Here is a 23,100-nt window from a genome sequence, read left to right on the forward strand (position 1 = left end):
GGTGTTGTCCGGGAATTGTGTTCTCGCTCACCGGGTTTGCTGATCGGGTTGTTAGGATCTCGGTGCGCCGATGCCAGCGCCCGAACCATCAGGCGTATCGGCTGCCCGGTGTCGTGGCGAATCCGCGATGATCGGCGCGCTGGTTCGCCGAGGTCGGGTGTCCGAGGCGTGTTCACGGCCAGGCGACCGCCGGGCGTGGTGTCGCAGGATGCGCTGCGGCATAAGGAGTTAGGGGAATGGCAGTGTTCGAACGGACCCGGCGGCGTAGCCGGCAGATCCTGGGCGTGTTCGCGGTAGCGGCATTGGTGCTGGGCATTCTCAGCTCGACGCTGTTCGACCGGGTGCAGGGCGGCGGATACTCCGACCCCGATGGCGAATCCAGCCAGGCCACCGAGATTTTGCGTGACACCTTCGGTCAGGCGTCACCCAACTTTGTGCTGCTGGTGCAGCCGTCGAAGCCGGTCGACGATCCGGAAACGGTCACCGCCGCAACCGAGTTGACCAAACGGCTGCGCAGCGAGCCCAACGTTTCCGGCGTCGCGTCCTACTGGGCCGACGGCAACCCATCCGCGTTGCTGAGCACCGACGGCACCAGGGGACTGATCGTCGCCAGCATCCTGGGCGCCGAGGCCGATGTGGACCGGCAGGTCGGCGGGCTCGCCGACACCTACGGCGGTAACCACGGTGTCCTCGACGTCCGCGTCGGCGGATACGCGATGCTGTTGCACGAGACCGTGAAACAGAGCGAGAAGGACGCCGTGGTCGGCGAATCGATCGCCTTCCCGATCACCCTGATCGCGCTGCTGTTCGTATTCGGTGGGCTGGTCGCCGCAAGCCTTCCGCTGGTCGTTGCCCTGATCACCGTGATGATCACCATGGGGGCGCTGTGGCTGATCACCCTGGTCACCGACCTCGCCGCGACCGCGACCAATGTCGCGACGCTGCTCGGGCTGGGCCTGGCGATCGACTACAGCCTGCTGATCATCAACCGGTTCCGCGACGAATTGGCCGCGGGCGCGCAACCGGGTCCCGCTGTCACCGCCACCATGCGTTCGGCGGGCCGGACCGTGGCCTTCTCCGCCGTCACAGTCGGTGTCGCGCTATCCGGGCTGCTGTTCTTCCCCTTGCTCGCGGTCCGGTCGATGGGCTACGCGGGGCTCGCGGTCGCCGTTATCGCGGCGACCGTCGCGCTGACGGTATTGCCCGCGATCCTGTTCCTGGTCGGCACCCGCATCGACAGCGGACAGCTCGGCTGGTTCCTCCGGGCGCCGAGACCCGCTCCCGGCGAGGGCTTTTGGCATCGGCTCGCGCTGTTCGTCATGCGAAAGCCGATACCGATCGGATTGGCCGTCACGGCTTTGCTGCTACTGCTCGGAACCCCGTTCCTCGGCGTCAAGCTCGGCTTCCCCGACGAGCGGGCGCTGCCGGAGTCGATGAACAACCGGCAGGTCACCGAGATCATTCAGCACGATTTCACCGCGACCGATTCCAACGCCCTGTTCGCGGTGCTGCCCGACAGCGCGTCCGGACTCGACGACTACGCACGCGAGCTCTCGCAGGTCGACAATGTCGCGCGCGTCGACACCGCCACCGGTAGCTATTCCCACGGCGGCCTGCTCGTTGCGCCGAACGAGCAGCACAAGCGGTTCGGCATGTCCGATGCCGCGTATCTGTCAGTGCTGCCGGATACCGCTGATCCGGGCACGCTGGATCGAGTGGCGAGCGATGTACGTGCCGTCGCGTCGCCGTCACGGGTGCTGGTCGGCGGCATCGCCGCGGCCAACGCCGATGCCCTGGATTCGGTGACGGCGGCACTGCCGATCGCGCTCGGCTTCGTGGTCATCGTGATGTTGATCGTGCTGTTCCTGCTGACCGGCAGTGTGGTGTTGCCGCTGGTCGCGATCGTGTTGAGCGTATTGAGCCTGACCGCGACCTTCGGCGCGCTGGTCTGGGTCTTCCAGGACGGGCACTTCGCCGGGTTGCTCGGTTTCACCGTCACCGGCGATCTGCCCCCGACGGTGCCGGTCATGTTGTTCGGTGTCGCCTTCGGCCTGGCCATGGACTATCAGGTGTTCCTGCTGTCGCGCATTCTCGAGGAGTACGAACGCACCGGCAAGAACGACGCCGCTGTGGCCTTCGGCCTGGAACGGATCGGCCGGATCGTCACGGCCGCCGCGGTGCTGATCTCGTTGGTATTCCTCGGATTCCTGGCCTCCGACATCACCTTCATGAAGGCATTCGGCATCGGCCTCCCGCTGGCCGTGCTCGTCGATGCAACGTTGGTGCGTGGTTTCCTGCTGCCTGCCGTGATGAAAGTGCTCGGCGACTGGAACTGGTGGGCGCCAGGACCGCTCGAAAAGCTGCACGAGCGCTTCGGATTCAATGAAGGTGGGGCCGCGCCGACTGTCTCCGGCGAGGAAATCCGACCTCGGCCGGCCCGGGTCTGACGGTACGAAAAGATCGAGGGCCGTGTGGCATTCGCCGCGCGGCCCTCGGTTGGTCGGTAGAGCTCAGATCCCGCCGGTGGACAACAGTCCGCCGTCGACGCGGACGGTCTCGCCCGTGATCCACGCGGCCTCATCCGAGACCAGGAACCCGATCAGCTTCGCCACGTCCTCCGGCGCGCCGAGCCGCTTCAACGGGTACACCTGTGCGGCGGCGTCCTCGTCCGCGGAGTACAGCGCGTCGGCGAACTTCGTCTTGATCACGCCGGGCGCGACCGCGTTGACCCGTATCTTGGGGCCCAGCTGCCAGGCCAGTTCGTCGGTGAGCCGGATCAGCGCGGCCTTCGACGCGCCGTACGCCGCGATCACACCGGAGGATCGGATGCCCGCGACGCTGGCGACATTTACCACCGCGCCGCCGTTATCACGCATCCACGCCCTGTATGCCTCCTGTACATAACCAAGCGCGGCAACGACATTGACGTCGAAGATCTTGCGGACGGCATCGAGGTCGGCGTCCATCAGCGAGCCGTAGGCCGGGTTGATGCCGGTGTTATTGATCAGAATGTCCAGCGAGCCGAATTCGGTGACCGCGCGAGCGACCGCCGCCGTGCGGCTATTGGCGTCACCGGAATTGCCCGCCAGCGCGACGACCTCACCCTGATGACCGAGGGCACGCAACTCACCCGCCGTCTCGTCCAGTGGTTCCTGCTTGCGAGCGGTGATCAGCACGTTCGCTCCGCGGCTCAGCAACTCGGCTGCCACAGCCTTGCCGATGCCTCGGCTCGCGCCGGTGACCAGTGCACTCTTGCCCAACAGATCGGTACTCATGTGATGGCACGCTACATCGACCCGCGTCCGCGCCCGATCCTGGACACTGCGACCCCCGCGCAATCGACAGCCGCCGCCTCCTCAGAGGTCCATTCGCGCGCGTAATGAGGAACTCCTCGGTCAGGATCCGGTTGCACCTCTCCGCTTTCCCGTTGCGCCAGGGCGTGTACGGGGTGGTCCGCTGATGCGCAGGCACGAGAGATATCCATCTCGGCGGCGACGTGGAGATAGCGAAGAAGTTCGAGCCTCACGTCCGGACGGCGCGGTCGCGCACGGCGGGTTTTCCGGGCTGCTCGTGCGCGCCGCCCGCTTCCCGCGATCCGCGAACGGCCAACTGATCGGCCCGCTCGTTTTCCGGGTGCCCGGCGTGCCCTTTCACCCATTTCCACTCGATCTCGTGTGGCGCGCACGCCGCGGCGAGTTCCTGCCACAGATCGGCGTTCTTGACCGGCTCCTTCTTCGACGTCAGCCAGCCATTGGCCCGCCACTTCGGCAGCCATGCCGTAATGCCGTCGCGAACATAGGTGCTGTCGGTGTAGATTCGCACCGCGGACGGTCGCGTGAGACTCTCCAGCGCCCGGATCGGCGCCGTCAGCTCCATCCGATTATTGGTCGTGGGCCCCGAATCGCTGCCGTACATGTCCTTTTCGTGCCGACCATAACGGAGCACCGCCCCCCAACCACCCGGACCAGGATTCGGACTACAGGCACCATCGGTATAAATCTCCACCTCCACGACGCTGAGGGTAGCCCAACGTGCCGGTGTTGCGCGCGGACCACTCCGCTCCGCGAGTCCGGTATGCCGGCGCCGAGGCCGCGTGACGAAATGCAACTGCTCGGTTCGCCTATTATTTCGTCGCGAATTGTCTCACCGGAAGATTTGCGTTCTGTCTTGCGAATTCGGCAATACCGCTCTCCTGGACGTGGCAACAAGAGAATTGCGGATCGGCCGTAAAGCTCGAGAAGTCGAATCGCATATGAAGCTGAACGAAAATACTTCGTCGTCGCACGAACGCCTGCCGCGCATTCCGCTACGGTCAGGCACCGTCGAAACAGTCGTTCGGGTGGTCGGCAGCATCGGGCCGTGTCCTGAACGGCGCTGGGGCGAATGTGGGCGAGCCGGGACGAACTTCGCCGCAGTTCGATACCTACGGGTTCGGGGCCGCTCCCGGTCACCCAGGCGGTGATCGCGATCCCGCGCGAACAAGGCAGCGGTCGCATCATTCAGGTCTCGAGCGTCGGGTGCGACGTTACCGTCGTCACACCTGGCTTGCTCGGTGTCGGGGGCGTCGCGCGGGCCAGGTAAAATCGGCGGTTCTTGTGCGTATCGCATCGCGCAATCGAGTCAGCAGCCGATCAGCACCATGTATCCGAGGAGAAGCCTGTGATCACCGCGACGGACCTGGAGGTCCGGGCCGGAGTCCGCACCCTGCTGTCGGCCCCGGGGCCGGCGTTTCGGGTACAGGCCGGCGACCGGATCGGACTGGTCGGGCGCAATGGCGCGGGCAAGACCACGACATTGCGCATCCTCGCCGGCGAGGGGGAGCCCTACGCCGGGAAGATCCTGCGCTCCACCGATATCGGTTATCTGCCGCAGGATCCACGCGAGGGCAACCTGGACGTGCTCGCCCGCGACCGTGTTCTCTCCGCTCGCGGACTCGATGCCCTGCTGCGTGATATGGAGAAGCAGCAGGCGTTGATGGCCGAGGTCGCCGACGACACCGAACGCGACCGCGCGGTACGCAAATACGGACGCCTCGAGGAGCGGTTCTCGGCGCTCGGCGGTTACGTCGCCGAAAGCGAGGCGGCCCGCATCTGCAATAGCCTCGGCCTGCCCGACCGGGTACTCGGACAGCCGCTGCGCACCCTCTCCGGTGGTCAGCGGCGCCGAATCGAGTTGGCGCGCATCCTTTTTGCCGCCTCCGATGGCAGCGGTGGTCGCTCCGACACGATTCTGCTGCTCGATGAGCCGACCAACCACCTCGACGCCGATTCCATCACCTGGCTGCGCGGTTTCCTCCAGAACCATGACGGCGGGCTCATCGTGATCAGCCACGATGCCGAGCTGCTCGGCGACGTGGTCAACAAGGTGTGGTTCCTGGACGCGGTGCGCGGCGAGGCCGATATCTACAACATGGGCTGGAAGAAGTATCTCGACGCGCGCGCCACCGACGAGCAGCGCCGCCGCCGGGAGCGTGCCAACGCCGAGAAGAAGGCGAGCGCACTGCGTGTGCAGGCCGCCAAGCTCGGTGCGAAGGCCACCAAAGCCACTGCGGCACAAAATATGGCCAAGCGCGCCGACCGATTGATCGCTGAACTGGATGACGTGCGCGTCGCCGACAAGGTGGCGCGGATCAAGTTCCCCGAGCCCGCGCCCTGCGGCAAGACGCCACTCATGGTGAACAGCCTGACCAAGGTGTACGGCTCGCTCGAGATCTTCACCGGTGTCGAGTTCGCTATCGATAAGGGCAGCCGAGTCGTCGTGCTCGGTCTCAACGGTGCCGGTAAGACGACGCTGCTGCGGCTGCTCGCGGGTGTCGAAACACCGGATTCGGGTGGTCTCGAAACGGGGCGTGGCCTGAAGGTCGGGTACTTCGCCCAGGAACACGACACCCTCGACGACAACGCGTCGGTCTGGGAGAACATCCGGCACGCCTCCCCGGATGCCGGCGAACAGGAACTACGTAGCCTGCTCGGTGCCTTCATGTTCACCGGCCCGCAACTCGATCAGCCCGCTGGCACCCTGTCCGGTGGTGAGAAGACCCGTCTCGCGCTTGCCGGTCTGGTCTCCTCGGCGGCGAACGTGTTGCTGCTGGACGAGCCGACCAACAACTTGGATCCGGTATCGCGTGAGCAGGTACTGGACGCATTGCGCAGTTACGCGGGTGCTGTGGTGCTCGTGACCCACGATCCGGGCGCTGCCGAGGCGCTGAATCCAGAGCGGGTAATCCTGCTGCCGGACGGCACCGAGGACCACTGGTCGCAGGAATATTTGGAACTTATTCAGCTTGCGTGAGTTTCATCACACGGACCTGTTGATCACGGCTCGTTGAGTGCTTAGCCTTGAATGACGCGGCTCGGCGACTCGGAGGAAGCCATGAGCGACAGGCCCACACAAGTAAAGGCCCCATTGGGTAAGGGCACACGCGTCACGGGAAAGTCACGCGATCGGCTACAGAGCCAATTGAAGAAGCAGTACGAGGCTGGTGCCAGCATTCGTTCGCTGGCCCGGTCCACCGGCCGCTCCTACGGCTTCATTCACAACGTGCTGGTGGAGTCGCATGTGCAACTCCGTGGCCGGGGGGGCGCGAATCGGCGCAAGGCTCAGTAGCGCTCAATAACCGAGGACCGCGCCGTCTGCGTGCATCAGCAGGTTGCCCAGGCTTCGGAAGATCGGCAATCCGGTCTTGATCTCCAGGTAGGCGAACTGCCCCTGCGGGTTGACCTCGAGGAAGTAGTACTCGCCGTCGATCCCCAATCGCAGATCCAGCACGCCGAAGCTCAGGCCGAGCGCGCCCATCAGCATGGCCATCGACTTGCTGACCGAGGCGGGCAGGCTGTCGGGAACGAAGTCGACGCTGGTGTCAAGGCGCGAGTCGACGCGTCCGACGCCGGCCTGAGAGTCGATGCGCACCGTCCATGCGACACCGTCGACCCAGACGACACGCAGGTCGTATACGGCCTCCACGTAGTCCTGGAAGGTGGTCGGTGAAGAGCGGATACTCGGGAGCCTGCCGAAGTCGGTCCTGGTGATGATCCTGGTCTCGGCGAACTCGGCACGCCCGGTGCCGGTGCGCTTATAAACGACTGCGCCCGAACGGGATTCGACGAAACTGCGGGCCTCGTCCGGATCGTTGGTGATCAGCGTCTCCGGAATCGCGAATCCGGCCCGCTGCGCGGTCTGTAGTTGCACGATCTTGCGCGCGGCCATGCGGTCGGCGCCTGGATCGTTGATCCAATTCGCCGGAATTGACCAGAGCATGCCCTGGATGAATCCATCGCATTCGGCTTGACGGTAGGCGTCGTCGTCGGCGCGCACCCCGGCCGGCACTCGCGCCGGGTGCGGGCGTCGCCACCACACCGACCGGACATCGTCGAGGCCGATCACATGCGACATCGAGCGTGCCGTGCCGAAACTGTCGAGCCGGAAGCTACCGGATTCGCTCGGAAAATCGCGCAGGTCTAGCTGGATTGGGCTGAGCCCGTGGTGTTCTCGTAATGTCGCCGCCATCGCGGCGGCGTGTAGGTCATCGGATTCGGAAACGATTAGAACCGAGCCGGTGCGGCGCGTCGCCATGCGACAGTCCCGTTCAGTCGAGACTGTCGCAGTTGATGCCGTCGTCGCTGCTATAGAGCGATTTGGTCTGGCAGTAGGTGAACGTGGCGCTGCCCGGGCCGGCGGAGTCGACGAGTTCGAGTGAATCGGACCACGACGCGGTGAGTTGTTGCAGCAGTTCATCTCCCAGCGCGAGCGACGGTTCGGCGGCCAGGGTCATCGGTCGTTCGACGAGCTCGATGCGCAGGCGCCGGGTGAAGTCGGCGGTGGCGCCGGGGCGGATGTCGACCAGAACCGGGCGACCGTCGGAACCGGCGGCATGCCCATCAGGCAGGACGCGCAGCACATCATCCCGATGGAACGTCCATGTCCCCTCGGTGACCCGCACGCTGATATCGCGCTCCGACTCGGCCACCAGCAGGCCCTGCAATGCGGGGACGCGGTCATCAGTCGGCGCGGTACCGGGAAGATGGATGGCGTCGGTCATGGGGTTCTCCGATCTGCTCGCGATTTGCCAGGGCCCCCGAGCGTGGTCTGCAGCATACCGTGCAACGGGCTTCTGGCGGCCCGGATCGGCAGATTTCGTGACTGCTGGCAAACCGGATAAGGCCCGGGATGCGCTTGAGCCAAAAGATTTTCGGCACATGAAGGTACAACATCTAGCAATCGTCCGGCTAATGAATCGCCGTGACGTATTGCTCGAGGTTGGCGGCCGTGCATTTTGTCCCATCCGGTGGACGGCCGAAGCATTGATGTCGAACCGGTTCGTGAACCCGCCGGATCTACAGATTCAGTAGCTCCGGTAGGTCGGCGAGGCTGCGGAAACGCTCACCAGGGGAGTCGATTAGCTTACGTGCGGTGAGGTCCAAGACTCCGCTGACGCGGGAAATCTCCGCGGATAGGGTGTCGTCGAGCTTGTGAATCTCCTGCCGGATGCGAAGAATTTGCCCGGCTATCAATCGAATTCGCAGCTGACAGTGATTTCGTACTCCGCGCGCAACTCGTGCCGATACTTGATGGTTGTCTCGAGTATGACCGGTCCGGCACCGGTCCTCGGTCTCCTGGTCGAGGCCGGCCACCCGTGGCACTTTCAGCGGGCGCGCTCGGTGTATTGCAGGTATACGGCCAGGTTGAGGTGGTCGAGCGTATCGAGCTCATAGCCGCGCGCAACGACGGGAACGGAGAAGGTCATGTCATGGCGGACGTATGCCCGCGTCGGGATCGTTCCCGAATTCGATGATGTGAGTGCCACATTCAACGCCTGTTCGCATTGCGCTCCTGCCACCAGGTCGGTGCGTCAACGAAATGGTTGTCGAATTTGTCCTGGGACGCCACGAGGTCTTCGAAGGTTGCGTCACCTCTGGCCAGTCGGTCCAGCAATCTGAAGTATCCGAAGCGTTCCACCGCCGGCATCAGGGCGATCAGGATTCGTGCCGAGCTATTCGGGGTCGCGCCGAAGGCATGCGGCATGAGCCTGGGGACCACGATTGATCCGCCCGCGCCGACCGTGACGATCTCATCGCCCGCCAGGACTTGCAGCTCGCCGTCCGCGACGTAGAACAGCTCGTCGGACTTGGTATGGAAATGCGGTGCCGCCCCATCGGCGCCGGTGTCCATGCTGACCTCGAGATGGCTCACCGCGCCGCCCGCCTCGTTCGAGTCGATCAGCAGTCGCGCGGTGACCGCGCCGGTCGTCAAGGTCTCGGCATCTTGCGGTTGGCGAATGGCGTAGCGAGCGGTCGTGCTGGTCACGGTGTCCTCCGAATTTGATTCGATGGTTAATTATTCTCTATCGAACTATATGCCGTCGAATAGAATGTTGTCCATGACCGAGATGAAATCAGACTCCGTCGACGCGATCGTGGCGCAGTGGCAGCGTGAACGACCCGACCTCGAGCTCGACGCGATGGCCGTGATCGGACGCCTCGGCAGGCTGTTCACCATTGCGCAGCAGGAGATAGAGGCGGTCTTCACCACACACGGGTTGCAGCGCGGTGAGTTCGATGTGCTTGCGGCACTGCGCCGTTCAGGTGAACCGTTCGAGCTCAACCCCTCGGTGCTCGCCGACACCCTGATGCTGTCGCGAGCAGGCATGACCGGACGGCTCGACCGTCTCGAATCCGCGGGCCTGGTCCGGCGCATCGCCGATACCGAAGATCGCCGCGCCGTGCGGGTCGCCCTCACCGAGCCGGGCCGGGCGCTGATCGACACCGTCGTTGTCGCGCACACCGAGAACGAAACCCGGATCCTGTCGGTACTTTCGGGAAAGGACCGCCGCGAACTCGATCGGATCGCGCGACGGCTACTGGAGAGCCTCGAACGCGACGGGTGAGGTGCTAGTTGTCCCGGCGGCGCACCGAGGCTTCGACGAGATCCAGTACCGCGGTGAGGTTTTCATTGGTGTGGCCGGAGGCGATGCGGGCGATCAGGCCGTCGAGCACCAAGTCGAGGTAGCCGAGCAGGACATCGGTGGGGACGTCGTCGCGCAGGGCGCCCGCGGCCTTGCGCCGTTCCAGTCGCGCCAAAGTGGCGGCGGTCAGCTCGGCCGAGCGTTGCGTCCAGCCCGCACGGAATTCCGGATCGGTGCGCAGTCGGCGCGCGATCTCCAAACGCGTACCGAGCCAATTGAATTGCTCGGGATGGGCGAGCATATCGCGCATTACCTGCACGATGCCCTGGTTGGCAGCGACATCGGCCATGCGCTCGGCGTCTTCCTGAGCCAGCGCGAGAAACAGCGCGTCCTTGTCGCGGAAGTGGTGGAAGATCGCGCCACGCGACAGACCGATCTCTTCCTCGAGGCGGCGCACGGTGGCGCCTTCATAGCCGTATTCGGCAAAGCAGCGCCGCGCCCCATCGAGAATCTGACTCCGCCGGGCGGCGAGGTGATCGTCACTGACCTTGGGCACGGCTGCTCCTCCAACGGCGGGTTAGAACGAACCCCCGCCCCGGCAAAGCCCCGGAGCAGGGGTTCATGATTGCACTCGCAACCCGCACGAGGCGAGTCCTGCGAGCCCGTTCGGGGCCGCCCCACATCCGAACGCTCGAAGCGCATGCGCCGAAGGCGCGAGTCTCGAGCGCTCGGATGCGGGGTTACGAGGCTCCGAACCCGCGGCGCCAGCCGCAATTATGCACCTGCACCAATCATGTTGCGCAGCACGTACTGCAGGATGCCACCGTTGCGGTAGTAGTCGGCCTCACCGGGGGTGTCGATCCGGACCACCGCGTCGAAGGTGATCTTGTCACCGTTGGGCTTGGTGGCGGTGACCTTCAAGGACTGCGGCGTCGCACCCGTGTTCAGCTGGGTGATGCCCTCGATATCGAAGGTCTCGGTGCCGTCCAGCTTCAGCGACGCGGCCGACTCGCCAACCGGGAACTGTAGTGGGATGACGCCCATGCCGATGAGGTTCGAGCGGTGGATGCGCTCGAACGACTCGGTGATGACGGCCTTGACGCCAAGCAGGCTGGTGCCCTTGGCGGCCCAGTCACGCGAGGAACCCGAGCCGTACTCCTTGCCGCCGAGCACGACCAGCGGGATGCCCGCGGCCTGGTAGTTCTGCGAGGCGTCGTAGATGAACGCCTGCGGGCCACCATCCTGGGTGAAGTCGCGGGTGTAACCACCCGAGACGTCGTCGAGCAGCTGATTGCGCAGCCGGATGTTGGCGAAGGTGCCGCGGATCATCACCTCATGGTTACCGCGACGCGAGCCGTAGGAGTTGTAATCCTTGCGCTCGACGCCATTGGCATCCAGGTACTGCGCGGCCGGGGTGCCCGGCTTGATGTTGCCAGCCGGAGAGATGTGGTCAGTAGTGACCGAATCGCCCAGCAGCGCGAGCACTCGCGCGCCCTTGATGTCCGTGACCGGGCTCGGGGTCTGCGGCATGCCGTCGAAGTACGGAGGCTTGCGCACGTAGGTGGACTTGGCGTCCCACTCGAAGGTCTTGCCCTCCGGGGTGGGCAGGCTGCGCCAGCGCTCATCGCCCTTGAACACATCGGCGTAGGACTTGACGAACATGTCCTGGCTGATGGCCGAATTGATGGTGTCCTGGATTTCCTTCGGGGACGGCCAAATGTCCTTCAGGAAGACGTCGTTGCCATCGGAATCCTGGCCGAGTGCGTCGGCCTCGAAATCGAAGTCCATCGTTCCGGCCAGCGCGTAGGCGATGACCAGCGGCGGCGAGGCCAGGTAGTTCATCTTCACGTCGGGGGAGATGCGGCCTTCGAAGTTGCGATTTCCCGACAGCACCGCGGTGACGCTCAGGTCGTTGTCGTTGATCGCCTTCGATACGGCGTCCGGCAGCGGGCCGGTGTTGCCGATGCAGGTGGCGCAGCCGTAGCCGACCAGGAAGAAGCCAAGCTTCTCCAGGTAGGGCCACAGGCCCGACTTGTCGTAGTAATCGTTGACGACCTGCGAGCCCGGCGCCATGGAGGTCTTCACCCAAGGCTTGGAGGTCAGGCCCTTTTCGACCGCGTTGCGTGCTAGCAGCGCCGCGCCGAGCATGACCGACGGGTTGGAGGTGTTGGTGCATGAGGTGATCGAGGCGACGACCACGGCGCCGTGATCGAGCACGAAGTCGCCGTACTCCTCGCTGGAGATCTTGACCGGCTTGCTCGGGCGACCCGTCGCGCCGTTCGCGGCCGACGGCACCAGCACCGCGTCGTCATCGGCGAACGACAGCACCGCGGGATCGCTGGCCGGGAAGGACTCCTCGATGGCCTCGTCCAGATGGGTGTGCGGCGTGTTCGCGGCCGGGCCGCTCTCCGCATCGCTGGTGTAATTGTGAATGTCCTTGCGGAAAGCCACCTTCGAATCGCTCAGCAGGATGCGGTCCTGCGGGCGCTTCGGGCCCGCGATGGACGGCACCACATCGCCGAGGTCGAGTTCCAGGTACTCCGAGTACGCGGGCTCGTGGGCCGCGTCGTGCCACATGCCCTGTTCCTTGGCGTACGCCTCGACCAGCGCCAGCTGGTCGTTGCTTCGCCCGGTCAGGCGCAGGTAGTCGATCGTCACCTCGTCGATGGGGAAGATCGCTGCGGTGGAACCGAATTCGGGGCTCATGTTGCCCAGGGTCGCGCGGTTCGCGAGCGGAACCTCAGCAACGCCCTTGCCGTAGAACTCGACGAACTTGCCGACCACACCGTGCTTGCGCAGCATATCGGTGACGGTGAGCACCACGTCGGTGGCGGTGACGCCCGGCTTGATCTCACCGGTCAGCTTGAAGCCGACGACGCGCGGGATCAGCATGGAGACCGGCTGACCGAGCATCGCGGCCTCGGCCTCGATGCCGCCGACGCCCCACCCCAATACGCCGAGGCCGTTGACCATCGTGGTGTGCGAGTCGGTGCCGACACAGGTATCGGGGTATGCCTGACCGTTGCGGACCATGACGGTGCGCGCGAGGTGCTCGATGTTGACCTGGTGCACGATGCCGGTGCCCGGGGGGACGACCTTGAAATCGTCGAACGCGCCCTGACCCCAGCGCAGGAACTGGTAGCGCTCGCCGTTGCGGGAGTACTCGATGTCGACATTGCGCTCGAAGGCGTCCGCGCGGCCGAACACGTCGATGATGACGGAGTGGTCGATGACCATCTCGGCGGGCGCGAGTGGGTTGACCTTGTTCGGATCGCCACCGAGGGTCGCGACAGCCTCGCGCATGGTGGCCAAGTCGACGATGCAAGGTACGCCGGTGAAGTCCTGCATGATCACGCGCGCCGGGGTGAACTGGATCTCGATGCTCGGCTGGGCCGAGGGATCCCAATTCGCAATGGCACGAACGTGATCGGCGGTGATGTTGGCGCCGTCCTCGGTACGGAGCAGATTCTCCGCGAGGACCTTGAGTGCGTAGGGGAGTTTCTCGGTGCCGGGCACGGCCGAGAGGCGGAAGATCTCGTAAGAGTTGCTTCCGACCTCGAGGGTGCCCTTGGCGCCGAAAGTATCGATACTTTGCGTCACGTCAGCTCCGCTCGTCTATGAGGGTGGCCACCGGCGGGGCTGTGCCAGTGGCTCTATACGTCTTGGAGGGCTCCAGCGCTGGAAGGCGCTGGCTCCTCGCACCTTCGAGTCTAACAGTACGCTTGTCCTGTGAAACGCTAGGGGGACGTACTGCATGGCGTAGAACAGTCTCGCACTATCGCGTCGCGTACTGTGCTTTCGAGTTGTCGGGGTGGCCGGTGGGCATGTACCGGCTCAGAGCGTTGCTCACCCTGCAATGTTGGATGCCCGTCGCCTCGCGTGCCGATGCGGCTCGACAGACCGGATGGAAGATGACCGTCTCGCACACCTCGGTTTTCACGCCCATGCGCGCCGAACTGCCGCCAGGTATCGACGACAAGGCCCTGGCCACGATCAAGGAAGATATCGGCGACAACCATGTGGCCACCCCGAAGGGGGAGGATCAGCAGGGGCTCGAAGCGGTCGTCGCCGACGCTCGATCCCATGGGATCGAACTGAGTGTCGTGGTGATTCCCGGCAATCCGGGCCACGACTCCAATTTGCGTGACCTGGCCACCGCCGTCGGCAAGACCGAGCACGGAACTGTGGTGGTGCTCAGTGACGACTGGGTCGGTACCTACAGCGATTCGATCAGCCGGGTCAAGCTGGAGCGGGCCGAGGACGTCGCGAAGAGTCAGCAGGCGCATCCCGCGCAGGCGGCCAGGCTGTTCGTGGATCAGTTGGAGCGACCCGAGGCCGTCTCCTGGACCGTGATCACCAGTGTGCTGTTGGTGGGGACGGCCATTGTGATCGGTGGGCTGTACTGGATCAAGTCCCGGCGAGCGTCGCGGTAATCCGTCCCGGTCGAGTCGTTGGATCTGGGTGTGGCCGACCTGTCGCGCACTAGCGGGTAGCCACCGCGCTGATTTTCCTAACGGTCGGTTTGTTTCTTTAGGGTAAACCCTATCGCCTGTCCGGCTATCTTCCGGCAATGCCCAAATTACCCGAATGTGATTCTGTTGCCGGAGTGTCTTTGGTGATGGATGTGTCGTACGGTTCAAATGGTCATGAATGGGGAAGAAGTGTTTAGAGAGCTATTTGCTGACCAATGAGCCCGATGGTTCGGCTGATGCTCGTGAGGAGAAGCCGTAGTCGGGTCCTTGGGAGGTGCGATGCGGAGCAACGGTGAAGCCGGCGCTCGACGGCCGTTTTGGGTCGCTATGGGGTTGCTGGTCTCGGTTGTCGTGGTCGTGACGGCGGGAGCCGCCGCAGCGGTTCCGCCCGCCCCACCGAACCCGAGCGATGGTCAGATCGCCGATGCCGGGGCGCAAGTGGACGCGGGAGTGTCCGAGGTCGGCACGCTGATCAACCAGGTCGCCGCCGCCGATCAGCAACTGCAGCAGCTCGACGACGTGGTGGCGAGCAAGCGCGAAGAGGTCAACAAGGCGCTGGTCGACCTGCAGAACGCGCGTGACGCCGTGGACGCCGCCGCGGTGGCGGTCACCGACACCCAGCGCGAACTCCTCGACGCCGGAACCAAAGTCGGCGATGCGCGCCGCGACTTCGACAAGTTCGCCACCCAGGCGTACACCAGGCCGGGCTCGAGCTCCATGGTCACCTACCTCGCCGCCGCGACCCCCGATCGCGCCCTCGACCGTGCGCAGGTGCTGAACCTGGTGTCGAAGAACCAGCAGCAGGTGCTCGACAGTCTGCGCCGCGCTCAGATCGAGCAGGCCAACAGGAACTCCGATGCGCGCCAAGCGAAATCCGACGCCGACGCCGCCGCGGCGGTGGCCGAGCAGAAGAAGGCGGATGCGGCAAGCGCGGTGGCCGCCGCCAAAGCCGCACTGGATCAGCAGACCGTGCAGCGCGACAACATCATGCGTGAGCGGACCGCCGCGCAAACCCGCCTCGACGATGCCCGCATGAATGTCGCTGGGCTGCAAGGACAGCGCGAAGCGTTCCTGGCCTGGGACGAACAGCGCAAGGCCGAGGAAGCCGCGATTCGAGCAGCGGCCGCGGCCGCCGCCGCGCGCGCCGCGGCGGATGCGGCCGCACGCGAGCGGGCGGCCCAGGCGGGCGAGGGTAAGCGCCCACATATTCAGCTCGAGGACACGCCACAGAGCACGCCACGGGCGAGCACACCCAAATCGGGCTCGACCCCGAGTACCCCGTCGGTCACCGGCTCCGACGCGGTGGAGACCGTTGTCGACCGGGCCATGTCCCAACTCGGTGTCATCTACGCCTGGGGTGGCGGCGACGAGGACGGGCCGACCCTCGGTATCCACGACGGCGGCGTCGCCGACAGCTACGGCGATTACAACAAGGTCGGCTTCGACTGCTCGGGTCTGATGATTTACGCGTTCGCCGGCGTCGGCGTCTCACTGCCGCACTACAGCGGCTACCAATACAACGCGGGCACCCGGGTGCCCGTCGCGGAGCGCGCCCGCGGCGACATGCTGTTCTGGGGCACGAACGGTAGCCAGCACGTGGCGCTGTACCTGGGCGACGGAAAGATGGTGGAGGCGCCCGAATCCGGCAAGGTCATTCGGGTGGCCGCGGTACGCGAGGGCGGCATCATGCCGTACGCGGTGCGTATCGTTTCCTGAGTAGTTGTGGCGTTGCGGCGACCCGGGATTCCCGTACTGTCGGAGCCGGTTGCGGCGCATGCGGCTGTTACCTGGAATAGTTGTGGCGGCACGCACAGGACCAAAGCGAAAGCGGGGATGTTGGTGACTTCGACGGACAGTGTGAGCGGGGCAAATTTGGCGAAGGAATCGCCTGCGCCCGCACCGAGCACCCTGGAGCGTGACGTCCAGACCCTGGAAAAAGCGATCTACGAGGTCAAGCGGGTCATTGTCGGTCAGGACCGGCTCGTCGAACGGCTGCTCGTCGGTGTGCTCGCGCGTGGTCACGTGCTGCTCGAAGGTGTGCCGGGTATCGCGAAGACTCTTGCGGTGGAAACGTTCGCCAGGGTGGTCGGCGGCTCGTTCTCCCGGGTGCAGTTCACCCCTGACCTGGTACCAACCGACCTCATCGGTACCCGCATCTACCGGCAGGGCCGCGAAGAGTTCGATACCGAGCTCGGTCCGGTCGTCGCGAACTTCCTGCTCGCCGACGAGATCAACCGCGCGCCCGCGAAGGTGCAGTCCGCATTGCTCGAGGTGATGGCCGAGCGGCACGTGTCGATCGGCGGCAAGACCTACCCGATGCCCGATCCGTTCCTCGTCATGGCGACGCAGAACCCGATCGAGAGCGAGGGCGTGTACCCGCTGCCCGAGGCGCAGCGCGACCGCTTCCTGTTCAAGGTCGTCGTCGACTACCCCTCGGTCGAAGAGGAGCGCGAGATCATCTACCGGATGGGTGTCACCCCGCCGGAAGCCAAGCCGATTCTCGGACCCGACGAGCTGATCCGGCTGCAGAAGCTGGCTGCGGGCACTTTCGTGCACCACGCGCTGGTCGACTACGTGGTTCGCGTCATCGCCGCGACTCGCACGCCCGCCGAGTTCGGCATGCGGGATGTGGCGAGCTGGATCTCCTATGGTGCGTCGCCGCGCGCCAGCCTCGGCATCATCGCCGCGGCTCGCGCCGTCGCGCTGATCCGCGGCCGTGACTACGTGGTGCCGCAGGACGTCGTCGAGGTCATTCCGGATGTGCTGCGCCACCGCCTGGTGCTGTCCTACGACGCACTGGCCGACGAGGTCAGCCCGGACGACGTGATCAAGCGTGTGCTGCAAACCATCGGCCTGCCCCAGGTGGCGCCGCAGGCGGTCGCACCCGGCGCGCCGCAGGCCCCCGCTCCAGCCGCCATGCCCGCGGCCGCCCCGCAAGACGCGCCGCCGCAACAGCCGATTCCGCAGCCGCCGGTCCCGCCGCAACAGCCCGTCGGGCAGATGTCGCAGGCCGCCGGCAATAACCAGCCCAAGTGACCCGAGTACCTGGTCCGGTTCCACCAGTGTCGATGTCATCACACGCACCGCCTTCGTTCCGAGCGGGAGAGCTGACCGATCCGAAGCTGTCGGCGGCACTGAAAACGCTCGAGCTCACCGTGCGCCGCAGGCTCGACGGCGTGCTGCACGGCGACCACCTCGGGTTGATTCCCGGCCCCGGCTCGGAGCCCGGCGAGGCGCGCACCTATCAGCCGGGTGACGATGTGCGGCAAATGGATTGGTCGGTCACCGCCCGCACCACCCATCCGCACGTGCGGCAGTCGATCGCCGACCGGGAATTGGAAACCTGGATGGTCGTCGATCTGTCAGCGAGCCTGGACTTCGGTACCGCCTTCTGCCAGAAGCGCGATCTCGCGATCGCCGCCGCCGCCGCGATCACCCATCTCACCAGCGGCGGCGGTAACCGGATCGGCGCCGTCGTCGCCACTGGCGAGCAGCTGATTCGGATTCCCGCGCGCAGCAGCCGGGTGCACGCGCAGTCGCTGCTGCGCAGCATCGCGACGACTCCGCATGCCCCCGACGGTGTGCGCGGTGATCTGAAGGCCGGTATCGAGTCGCTGCGCCGTCCGCAGCGCAAACGTGGACTCGCGGTGGTCATCAGCGATTTCCTCGGTGACATCGATTGGCAGCGCTCGCTGCGCGCCATCTCCGCGCGCCACGATCTGCTTGCGGTGGAGGTGCTCGACCCGCGCGACCTTTCGCTGCCCGATATGGGTGATGTGGTGCTGCACGATCCGGAAACCGGCCGGACCAGAGAATTCAGCGTGACGCCCACGCTGCGCGCCGATTTCGCGGCGGCCGCGCAGCGCCATCGTGAGCAGGTCGAGCAGGCTCTGCGCAGCTGCGGCGCGCCGGTGCTGACGCTACAGACCGATCGCGATTGGATTTCCGACGTTGTCCGGTTCGTGTCCACCCGGCGCCATGCCCTGGGTGCGCCGACCGGGAAGATGGTGCGCCAGTGAGTATTTCGCATTTCACCGCAGTGGCCTGGTTGGGCTTCCTCGCGGTCATCGGCCTGATCGCGCTCGGCTACATCCTGGTACAGCGCAGCAAGCACAAGCACATGCTGCAGTTCAGCAATATGGAACTGCTGGAGGAGGTCGCCCCATCGCGGCCGAGTCCGGTGCGGCACGTGCCGATCGCGCTGATGTTGGTCGGGCTCGTGTTCCTCACCATTGCCGCCGCCGGGCCGACGGCGGTCAAGAAGGTGCCACGCAACCGTGCGACAGTCGTTCTGGTGATGGACGTTTCGCTGTCCATGGAGGCCACCGACGTGCAGCCGAGCCGGCTACAGGTCGCGCAGAAGGCGGGCAAGGAATTCGTCGACGGGCTCACCCCCGGTATCAACCTCGGTTTCATCACCTTCGCCGGTACCGCGTCGGTGATGCAGCCGCCGACGACCAACCGCGAGGCGGTCAAGGCGGCGATCGACAACATCAAACTCGCCGAGCGCACGGCCACCGGTGAGGGCATTCTTACCGCGATACAGTCGATCGAGACGCTCTCGCAGGTGCTCGGCGGCGCCAGTACGCCACCGCCGGCCCGCATCGTGCTGATGTCGGACGGCAAGCAGACCGTGCCCGACGACAAGGACGTCGACAACCCCCGGCACGGGTTCACCGCCGCACGTCTGGCCAAAAGCAAGGGCGTTCCGGTGTCGACCATTTCCTTCGGCACCCAGTGGGGTTCGGTGGAGATTCCCGACCCGGAAGGCAAGGGCTCGCCGCAAAAGGTGAAGGTGCCCGTCGACGACGACTCACTGCGCGAAATCGCCAAACTCTCCGGCGGAGACTTCTATACGGCTTCGAGCCTGACCGAGCTCACCGCCGTCTACGACACCCTCGAAGAGCAAATCGGCTATGAAATGACCCGCGGCGACGTGAGTAGGCCATGGCTGTTGCTCGGCATGCTGCTGATCTCCGCCGGCGTCGTAACCGGTCTCCTTTATCGTCAACGCCTACCGTAGGCGGTGTCTTCGGCCGCGCTCGCACAAGCGCAAGATTTATGACGGACTCCGTCCGAGGAGTGCTCGTTGGGCGACGTGACCGTGGCATCACACGAATGTGTGTGCCCGGACGCGGCGCACGAATTCGAACAGATAGGTTGGTCTTCATGTCGAACATCACATCCAGGTCCGTGCTGGTGACAGGCGGTAATCGCGGTATCGGACTCGCAGTCGCCCAGCGTCTGGCCGCCGACGGCCACAAGGTCGCCGTCACCCACCGTGGCTCGGGAGTGCCCGACGGGCTGTTCGGCGTGAAATGCGATGTGACGGACTCGGACTCGGTGGATGCGGCCTTCACCGAGGTGGAGCAGCACCAAGGCCCGGTCGAGGTGCTCGTCGCCAATGCGGGCATCACCGATGACACGCTGCTGATGCGGATGACCGAGGAACAGTTCACCAAGGTCATCGACGCGAACCTGACCGGCGCGTTCCGCTGCGCCAAGCGCGCCAACCGGGCCATGCTGCGGGCGCGCTGGGGCCGGATGATCTTCCTCGGTTCGGTGGTCGGCCTCAGCGGTCAAGCCGGTCAGATCAACTACGCCGCCTCCAAAGCTGGCGTCATCGGCCTGGCACGTTCGATCACTCGTGAGCTCGGCTCGCGGTCGATCACCGCCAACGTTGTCGCCCCGGGCTTCATCGAAACCGACATGACCGCGGACCTGCCCGATGACCTGCGCGATATGGCCAAGAAAATCATTCCGCTGCAGCGTTTGGGTCAGCCCGAAGACATCGCGGCCGTGATCAGCTTCCTGGCCTCCGAGGACTCCCGCTACGTCTCCGGTGCCGTCATTCCGGTCGACGGCGGCATGGGTATGGGCCACTGAGCTAACGGAAATCCGCACGGCGCCGACATCTTTGGTGGCCGTAAGCAACCTACACACGACTTTCAGGAGAACCGAGAACTCATGGGCGGACTGCTCGAAGGCAAGACCATTCTGGTCACCGGCATCATCACCGATTCGTCGATCGCGTTCCACGCTGCGGCCGTCGCGCAGGAGCAGGGTGCGAAGGTGATCATCACCGGAATTCCGGACCGGCTGCGGTTGATCGATCGGATCGCCAAGCGCCTGCCCCAGGAAGTTTCCCCGGCCATCGGGCTCGACATCACCAGCGAGGAGAACCTCGCCGAGCTGGCGGACAAGCTGCGCGAACTCGCGCCCGAAGGGATCGATGGTGTGCTGCACTCGATCGCCTTCGCGCCGCGCACACTGATGGGGCCGGAGGCGCTGCCGTTCCTCGACGGTCCCGGTCCTGATGCCGCGAAGGCGTTCGAGATCTCGGCCTGGAGCTACGCGTCGCTCTCGCGCGCGGTGTTGCCGGTGATGAACGAGAACGGATCGATCGTCGGCATGGACTTCGATCCGCGCACCGCGATGCCGTTCTACAACTGGATGGGTGTCGCCAAGGCCGCGCTGGAGTCGGTCAATCGCTATGTGGCGCGGGAAGTCGGCGCTGCCAAGAAGATTCGTTCGAACCTGATCGCCGCGGGGCCGATCAAGACGCTGGCCGCCAAGGCGATCGCGGGCACCGCGACCGACGATGCCGCGCAGCTCAACCAGCTCAACACCTACTGGGATGGTGCGTCGCCGATCGGCTGGGACGTCGATGACCCGACGGTTGTCGCGAAGTCGATCGTCGCGTTGCTGTCGGACTGGCTGCCGGGCACCACCGGGTCGATCATCTACGTCGATGGCGGGGCCAGCCACAACACCTGGTTCCCGGAGAATACGTCCTTCAACTGAGCAGGCGGACGAAGGAGACATGGTGGCCCGCGCGGCCGACGCATTGCTGCTGCTGTCCTTCGGCGGCCCCGAAGGCCCCGAGGATGTGATCCCGTTCCTGGAGAACGTCACTCGGGGCAGGGGAGTGCCGCGCGAACGACTCGATGAAGTCGCGCGGCACTACCTGCATTTCGGCGGTGTCTCGCCGATCAACGCGCTCAATCGCGGCATCATCGCGGCGACCGAAGCCGAATTGGCTACAGCCGGAATCGATCTGCCGGTCTACTTCGGCAACCGGAACTGGACTCCGATGGTCGAGGACACCGTGGCGCGGATGGCGGCCGACGGCGTGCGCTCCGCACTGGTGTTCCCGACCTCGGCGTGGGGCGGGTATTCGGGCTGCTTGCAGTATCACGAGGACATCGCAAGAGCGCGTGCGGCTTTCGGTGCGGGCGCGCCGGAATTGGTGAAACTGCGCCAGTACTTCGACCATCCGCTGCTGATCGAATCGTTCGCGGACGCGATTCGGGCCGCGCGGCAAGAACTTCCGGCCGGCCGTCGCGATCGCGCCCGGCTGGTGTTCACCGCGCACTCGGTGCCGGTCAGCGCGGACCTCGCTGCCGGCCCGCCCGGCGACGGTGGGCGGCTCTACAGTCGTCAAGTGGCCGAGGCGGCCCGACTGTGTGCCGCCGCAACGGGGTTCACCGATTACGATCTGGTGTGGCAATCGCGTTCCGGTCCGCCGCGGGTGCCGTGGCTGGATCCGGATATCGTCGACCATCTGGAGGACCTGTCCGGCAAGGGCGTCGACGCCGTGGTGGTGTGTCCGGTCGGCTTCGTCTCCGATCATCTCGAGGTGATCTGGGATCTGGACAGTGAGGCGAAAGACAAGGCGGCCGAACTGGATATGGCGTTCGCGAGGGCGGCGACTCCTGGCGCCGACCCTCGTTTCGCTCGATTGGTTGTCGAACTGATCAACGAACACCTGACCGGCACATCGCCACGCCGTCTGGGCAAGGCCCCCCAATACGGCTGCACTCGCAACGGAACGCCCTGCACGCCGGGCTGCTGCGCCGCGCCCGCGCGCGGATAGGGCAGCGTTCGCCGGGTACTTCCAGAGCGGTTCGCGGCCACCACGCCATCGACGGTCCACGGTCGAGCGGTATCAGAAGTTCAGCTCGGTGATGCGTGAGTACACGCCGGGATAGCCGGGCCGAGCGCTGCCTTTGGCCCATGAGGTGAGCCCGGCGACGCGCCCATCGACGAGCAATGGTCCGCCGCTGTCGAATTCGCCGCTGTCGGCCGCTGTGGAGCCCGCGCAGAACATGTCGTGGCGGTCGAAGGCGGTGCCGTAGACAGTGGCGCAGGTTTCCTCGGCGACCAGCGGGACGGTGGCAGCGCGCAACACGCTGTTCGACGAGTCGCCTTCGGCGGTGGCACCCCATCCCAGCACCTTGCCTGAATCACCATGCGGTGCACCGATTTCGGCGAACGGCCCCGGCTGCGGCCGTTCGATGGTGAGGATCGCGACGTCGTTGTGGTGCACGCTATCGCCGTCGAAATCCGTATTGCGAAAATCGGGATGGATATGAATGTCCTTGACGCGCACGCTGACACCGTCGTCGGAATTCAGCTCGCTGCGGCCGAAAGTCACGGTGAGCGCCTGCGGCAAGAACTGGGCGACTTCGACGCAGTGTGCCGCCGTGAGCACCCGATCCGGCCCGATCAGCGTGCCGCCACAGAATTGCCCCGAGGGCCGAGTGAGGAAAAGCGGGCTGCCGACCGCGCCGAGCCACGGGTAGGCCGCCGCGCCGACGGTGTTTCCCCCGACGATCGCTGTGGCGGGCGCGGCGGTTGGCAGGCCGAGCCCGATCAATGTGGCGGCGAGTGCCACGGCGCCGCGACGGGTGTGGAGCATGGGCGCACCGCCTTGGATTCGTGTAG

21 protein-coding genes are annotated in these 23,100 nt (G+C 65.4%); 12 read left to right on the forward strand and 9 right to left on the reverse strand.

Going from position 1 to position 23,100, the window contains the following annotated elements; translation table 11 throughout:
- Positions 1-236: 236 nt before the first annotated feature.
- Positions 237-2,447: an MMPL family transporter gene (locus tag LKE06_RS23105; RefSeq protein WP_228001453.1), complete on the forward strand. Its 2,211-nt coding sequence runs from the start codon at positions 237-239 to the stop codon at positions 2,445-2,447.
- Between the two features lie 63 nt (positions 2,448-2,510).
- On the opposite strand, the gene LKE06_RS23110 is transcribed toward LKE06_RS23105, so the two are convergent.
- Both LKE06_RS23110 and rnhA read right to left on the reverse strand, forming a co-directional pair.
- Entirely contained in the window at positions 2,511-3,275 is a 765-nt protein-coding gene (locus LKE06_RS23110; protein WP_228001454.1) for an SDR family oxidoreductase, read from the reverse strand.
- A gap of 247 nt (positions 3,276-3,522) precedes the next feature.
- Complete coding sequence (rnhA, locus tag LKE06_RS23115; protein ID WP_228001455.1) at positions 3,523-4,011, reverse strand: ribonuclease HI; 489 nt, start codon at positions 4,009-4,011, stop codon at positions 3,523-3,525.
- A gap of 648 nt (positions 4,012-4,659) precedes the next feature.
- Between rnhA and LKE06_RS23120 the strand changes: the two genes are divergently transcribed.
- Both LKE06_RS23120 and LKE06_RS23125 read left to right on the forward strand, forming a co-directional pair.
- The gene (locus tag LKE06_RS23120) at positions 4,660-6,291 is read left to right on the forward strand and encodes an ABC-F family ATP-binding cassette domain-containing protein (RefSeq protein WP_228001456.1); all 1,632 of its coding nucleotides are present in this window, start codon (positions 4,660-4,662) and stop codon (positions 6,289-6,291) included.
- A gap of 81 nt (positions 6,292-6,372) precedes the next feature.
- Positions 6,373-6,606 carry a helix-turn-helix domain-containing protein gene (locus tag LKE06_RS23125; protein WP_228001457.1) on the forward strand — a complete coding sequence of 78 codons (234 nt, stop codon included), beginning with the start codon at positions 6,373-6,375 and terminating at the stop codon, positions 6,604-6,606.
- 3 nt (positions 6,607-6,609) lie between these two features.
- Here the strand turns inward: LKE06_RS23125 and LKE06_RS23130 are convergent, their stop codons facing one another.
- The 4 genes from LKE06_RS23130 to LKE06_RS23145 form a co-directional block, all read right to left on the reverse strand.
- Positions 6,610-7,572, reverse strand: a complete 963-nt coding sequence (locus LKE06_RS23130; RefSeq protein WP_228001458.1) for an MvdC/MvdD family ATP grasp protein — start codon at positions 7,570-7,572, stop codon at positions 6,610-6,612.
- 13 nt (positions 7,573-7,585) lie between these two features.
- Complete coding sequence (locus LKE06_RS23135) at positions 7,586-8,038, reverse strand: hypothetical protein (RefSeq protein WP_228001459.1); 453 nt, start codon at positions 8,036-8,038, stop codon at positions 7,586-7,588.
- A 603-nt stretch (positions 8,039-8,641) separates the two neighbouring features.
- Positions 8,642-8,803 carry an acyl-CoA thioesterase family protein gene (locus LKE06_RS23140; protein ID WP_228001460.1) on the reverse strand — a complete coding sequence of 54 codons (162 nt, stop codon included), beginning with the start codon at positions 8,801-8,803 and terminating at the stop codon, positions 8,642-8,644.
- Positions 8,804-8,805: 2 nt separating this feature from the next.
- A complete protein-coding gene (locus LKE06_RS23145; protein ID WP_228001533.1) occupies positions 8,806-9,219 on the reverse strand; it encodes a cupin domain-containing protein in 414 nt (137 codons plus the stop codon).
- Between the two features lie 157 nt (positions 9,220-9,376).
- Here LKE06_RS23145 and LKE06_RS23150 point away from each other — a divergent pair, with 157 nt between their 5' ends.
- Positions 9,377-9,883 (forward strand): MarR family winged helix-turn-helix transcriptional regulator, encoded by a 507-nt coding sequence (locus LKE06_RS23150; protein WP_228001461.1) that lies wholly within the window; start codon positions 9,377-9,379, stop codon positions 9,881-9,883.
- Positions 9,884-9,887: 4 nt separating this feature from the next.
- Here LKE06_RS23150 and LKE06_RS23155 read toward each other — a convergent pair whose 3' ends face one another.
- Positions 9,888-10,457, reverse strand: coding sequence for a TetR/AcrR family transcriptional regulator (locus LKE06_RS23155; protein ID WP_228001462.1), 570 nt, complete (start codon positions 10,455-10,457; stop codon positions 9,888-9,890).
- Between the two features lie 218 nt (positions 10,458-10,675).
- Complete coding sequence (locus LKE06_RS23160; RefSeq protein WP_228001463.1) at positions 10,676-13,501, reverse strand: aconitate hydratase; 2,826 nt, start codon at positions 13,499-13,501, stop codon at positions 10,676-10,678.
- A 311-nt stretch (positions 13,502-13,812) separates the two neighbouring features.
- Between LKE06_RS23160 and LKE06_RS23165 the strand changes: the two genes are divergently transcribed.
- The 8 genes from LKE06_RS23165 to LKE06_RS23200 all read left to right on the forward strand — a co-directional run bounded on the left by LKE06_RS23165 (position 13,813) and on the right by LKE06_RS23200 (position 22,249).
- Positions 13,813-14,334, forward strand: a complete 522-nt coding sequence (locus LKE06_RS23165) for an Rv1476 family membrane protein (protein ID WP_228001464.1) — start codon at positions 13,813-13,815, stop codon at positions 14,332-14,334.
- A gap of 318 nt (positions 14,335-14,652) precedes the next feature.
- Positions 14,653-16,089, forward strand: coding sequence for an NlpC/P60 family protein (locus LKE06_RS23170; protein WP_228001465.1), 1,437 nt, complete (start codon positions 14,653-14,655; stop codon positions 16,087-16,089).
- A gap of 117 nt (positions 16,090-16,206) precedes the next feature.
- Positions 16,207-17,409 (forward strand): AAA family ATPase, encoded by a 1,203-nt coding sequence (locus LKE06_RS23175; protein WP_228001466.1) that lies wholly within the window; start codon positions 16,207-16,209, stop codon positions 17,407-17,409.
- Positions 17,410-17,441: 32 nt separating this feature from the next.
- Complete coding sequence (locus LKE06_RS23180; protein WP_228001467.1) at positions 17,442-18,392, forward strand: DUF58 domain-containing protein; 951 nt, start codon at positions 17,442-17,444, stop codon at positions 18,390-18,392.
- Positions 18,389-19,396: a VWA domain-containing protein gene (locus LKE06_RS23185; RefSeq protein ID WP_228001468.1), complete on the forward strand. Its 1,008-nt coding sequence runs from the start codon at positions 18,389-18,391 to the stop codon at positions 19,394-19,396. The genes LKE06_RS23180 and LKE06_RS23185 overlap by 4 nt, the downstream gene beginning before the upstream one ends.
- A 146-nt stretch (positions 19,397-19,542) precedes the next feature.
- Positions 19,543-20,259 carry a 3-oxoacyl-ACP reductase FabG1 gene (gene fabG1, locus LKE06_RS23190; RefSeq protein WP_228001469.1) on the forward strand — a complete coding sequence of 239 codons (717 nt, stop codon included), beginning with the start codon at positions 19,543-19,545 and terminating at the stop codon, positions 20,257-20,259.
- 81 nt (positions 20,260-20,340) lie between these two features.
- On the forward strand, positions 20,341-21,177 hold the full coding sequence (gene inhA / locus LKE06_RS23195) for an NADH-dependent enoyl-ACP reductase InhA (RefSeq protein WP_228001470.1): 837 nt from the start codon (positions 20,341-20,343) through the stop codon (positions 21,175-21,177).
- A 22-nt stretch (positions 21,178-21,199) separates the two neighbouring features.
- Positions 21,200-22,249 (forward strand): ferrochelatase, encoded by a 1,050-nt coding sequence (locus tag LKE06_RS23200; RefSeq protein ID WP_228001471.1) that lies wholly within the window; start codon positions 21,200-21,202, stop codon positions 22,247-22,249.
- 72 nt (positions 22,250-22,321) lie between these two features.
- On the opposite strand, the gene LKE06_RS23205 is transcribed toward LKE06_RS23200, so the two are convergent.
- Entirely contained in the window at positions 22,322-23,074 is a 753-nt protein-coding gene (locus LKE06_RS23205) for a S1 family peptidase (RefSeq protein ID WP_228001472.1), read from the reverse strand.
- Positions 23,075-23,100: the final 26 nt, after the last annotated feature.

Origin of the sequence: Nocardia australiensis, assembly GCF_020733705.1 — a bacterium.
GTDB lineage: Bacteria > Actinomycetota > Actinomycetes > Mycobacteriales > Mycobacteriaceae > Nocardia > Nocardia australiensis.

Coding starts and splice junctions, on each gene's coding strand:
- LKE06_RS23105 (WP_228001453.1), top strand. CDS start 237: ATGGCAGTGTTCGAACGGACCCGGCGGCGTAGCCGGCAGATCCTGGGC.
- LKE06_RS23110 (WP_228001454.1), bottom strand. CDS start 3,275: ATGAGTACCGATCTGTTGGGCAAGAGTGCACTGGTCACCGGCGCGAGC.
- LKE06_RS23125 (WP_228001457.1), top strand. CDS start 6,373: ATGAGCGACAGGCCCACACAAGTAAAGGCCCCATTGGGTAAGGGCACA.
- LKE06_RS23130 (WP_228001458.1), bottom strand. CDS start 7,572: ATGGCGACGCGCCGCACCGGCTCGGTTCTAATCGTTTCCGAATCCGAT.
- LKE06_RS23135 (WP_228001459.1), bottom strand. CDS start 8,038: ATGACCGACGCCATCCATCTTCCCGGTACCGCGCCGACTGATGACCGC.
- LKE06_RS23150 (WP_228001461.1), top strand. CDS start 9,377: ATGACCGAGATGAAATCAGACTCCGTCGACGCGATCGTGGCGCAGTGG.
- LKE06_RS23165 (WP_228001464.1), top strand. CDS start 13,813: ATGACCGTCTCGCACACCTCGGTTTTCACGCCCATGCGCGCCGAACTG.
- LKE06_RS23170 (WP_228001465.1), top strand. CDS start 14,653: ATGCGGAGCAACGGTGAAGCCGGCGCTCGACGGCCGTTTTGGGTCGCT.
- LKE06_RS23175 (WP_228001466.1), top strand. CDS start 16,207: ATGTTGGTGACTTCGACGGACAGTGTGAGCGGGGCAAATTTGGCGAAG.
- LKE06_RS23180 (WP_228001467.1), top strand. CDS start 17,442: ATGTCATCACACGCACCGCCTTCGTTCCGAGCGGGAGAGCTGACCGAT.
- fabG1 (WP_228001469.1), top strand. CDS start 19,543: ATGTCGAACATCACATCCAGGTCCGTGCTGGTGACAGGCGGTAATCGC.
- inhA (WP_228001470.1), top strand. CDS start 20,341: ATGGGCGGACTGCTCGAAGGCAAGACCATTCTGGTCACCGGCATCATC.
- LKE06_RS23205 (WP_228001472.1), bottom strand. CDS start 23,074: ATGCTCCACACCCGTCGCGGCGCCGTGGCACTCGCCGCCACATTGATC.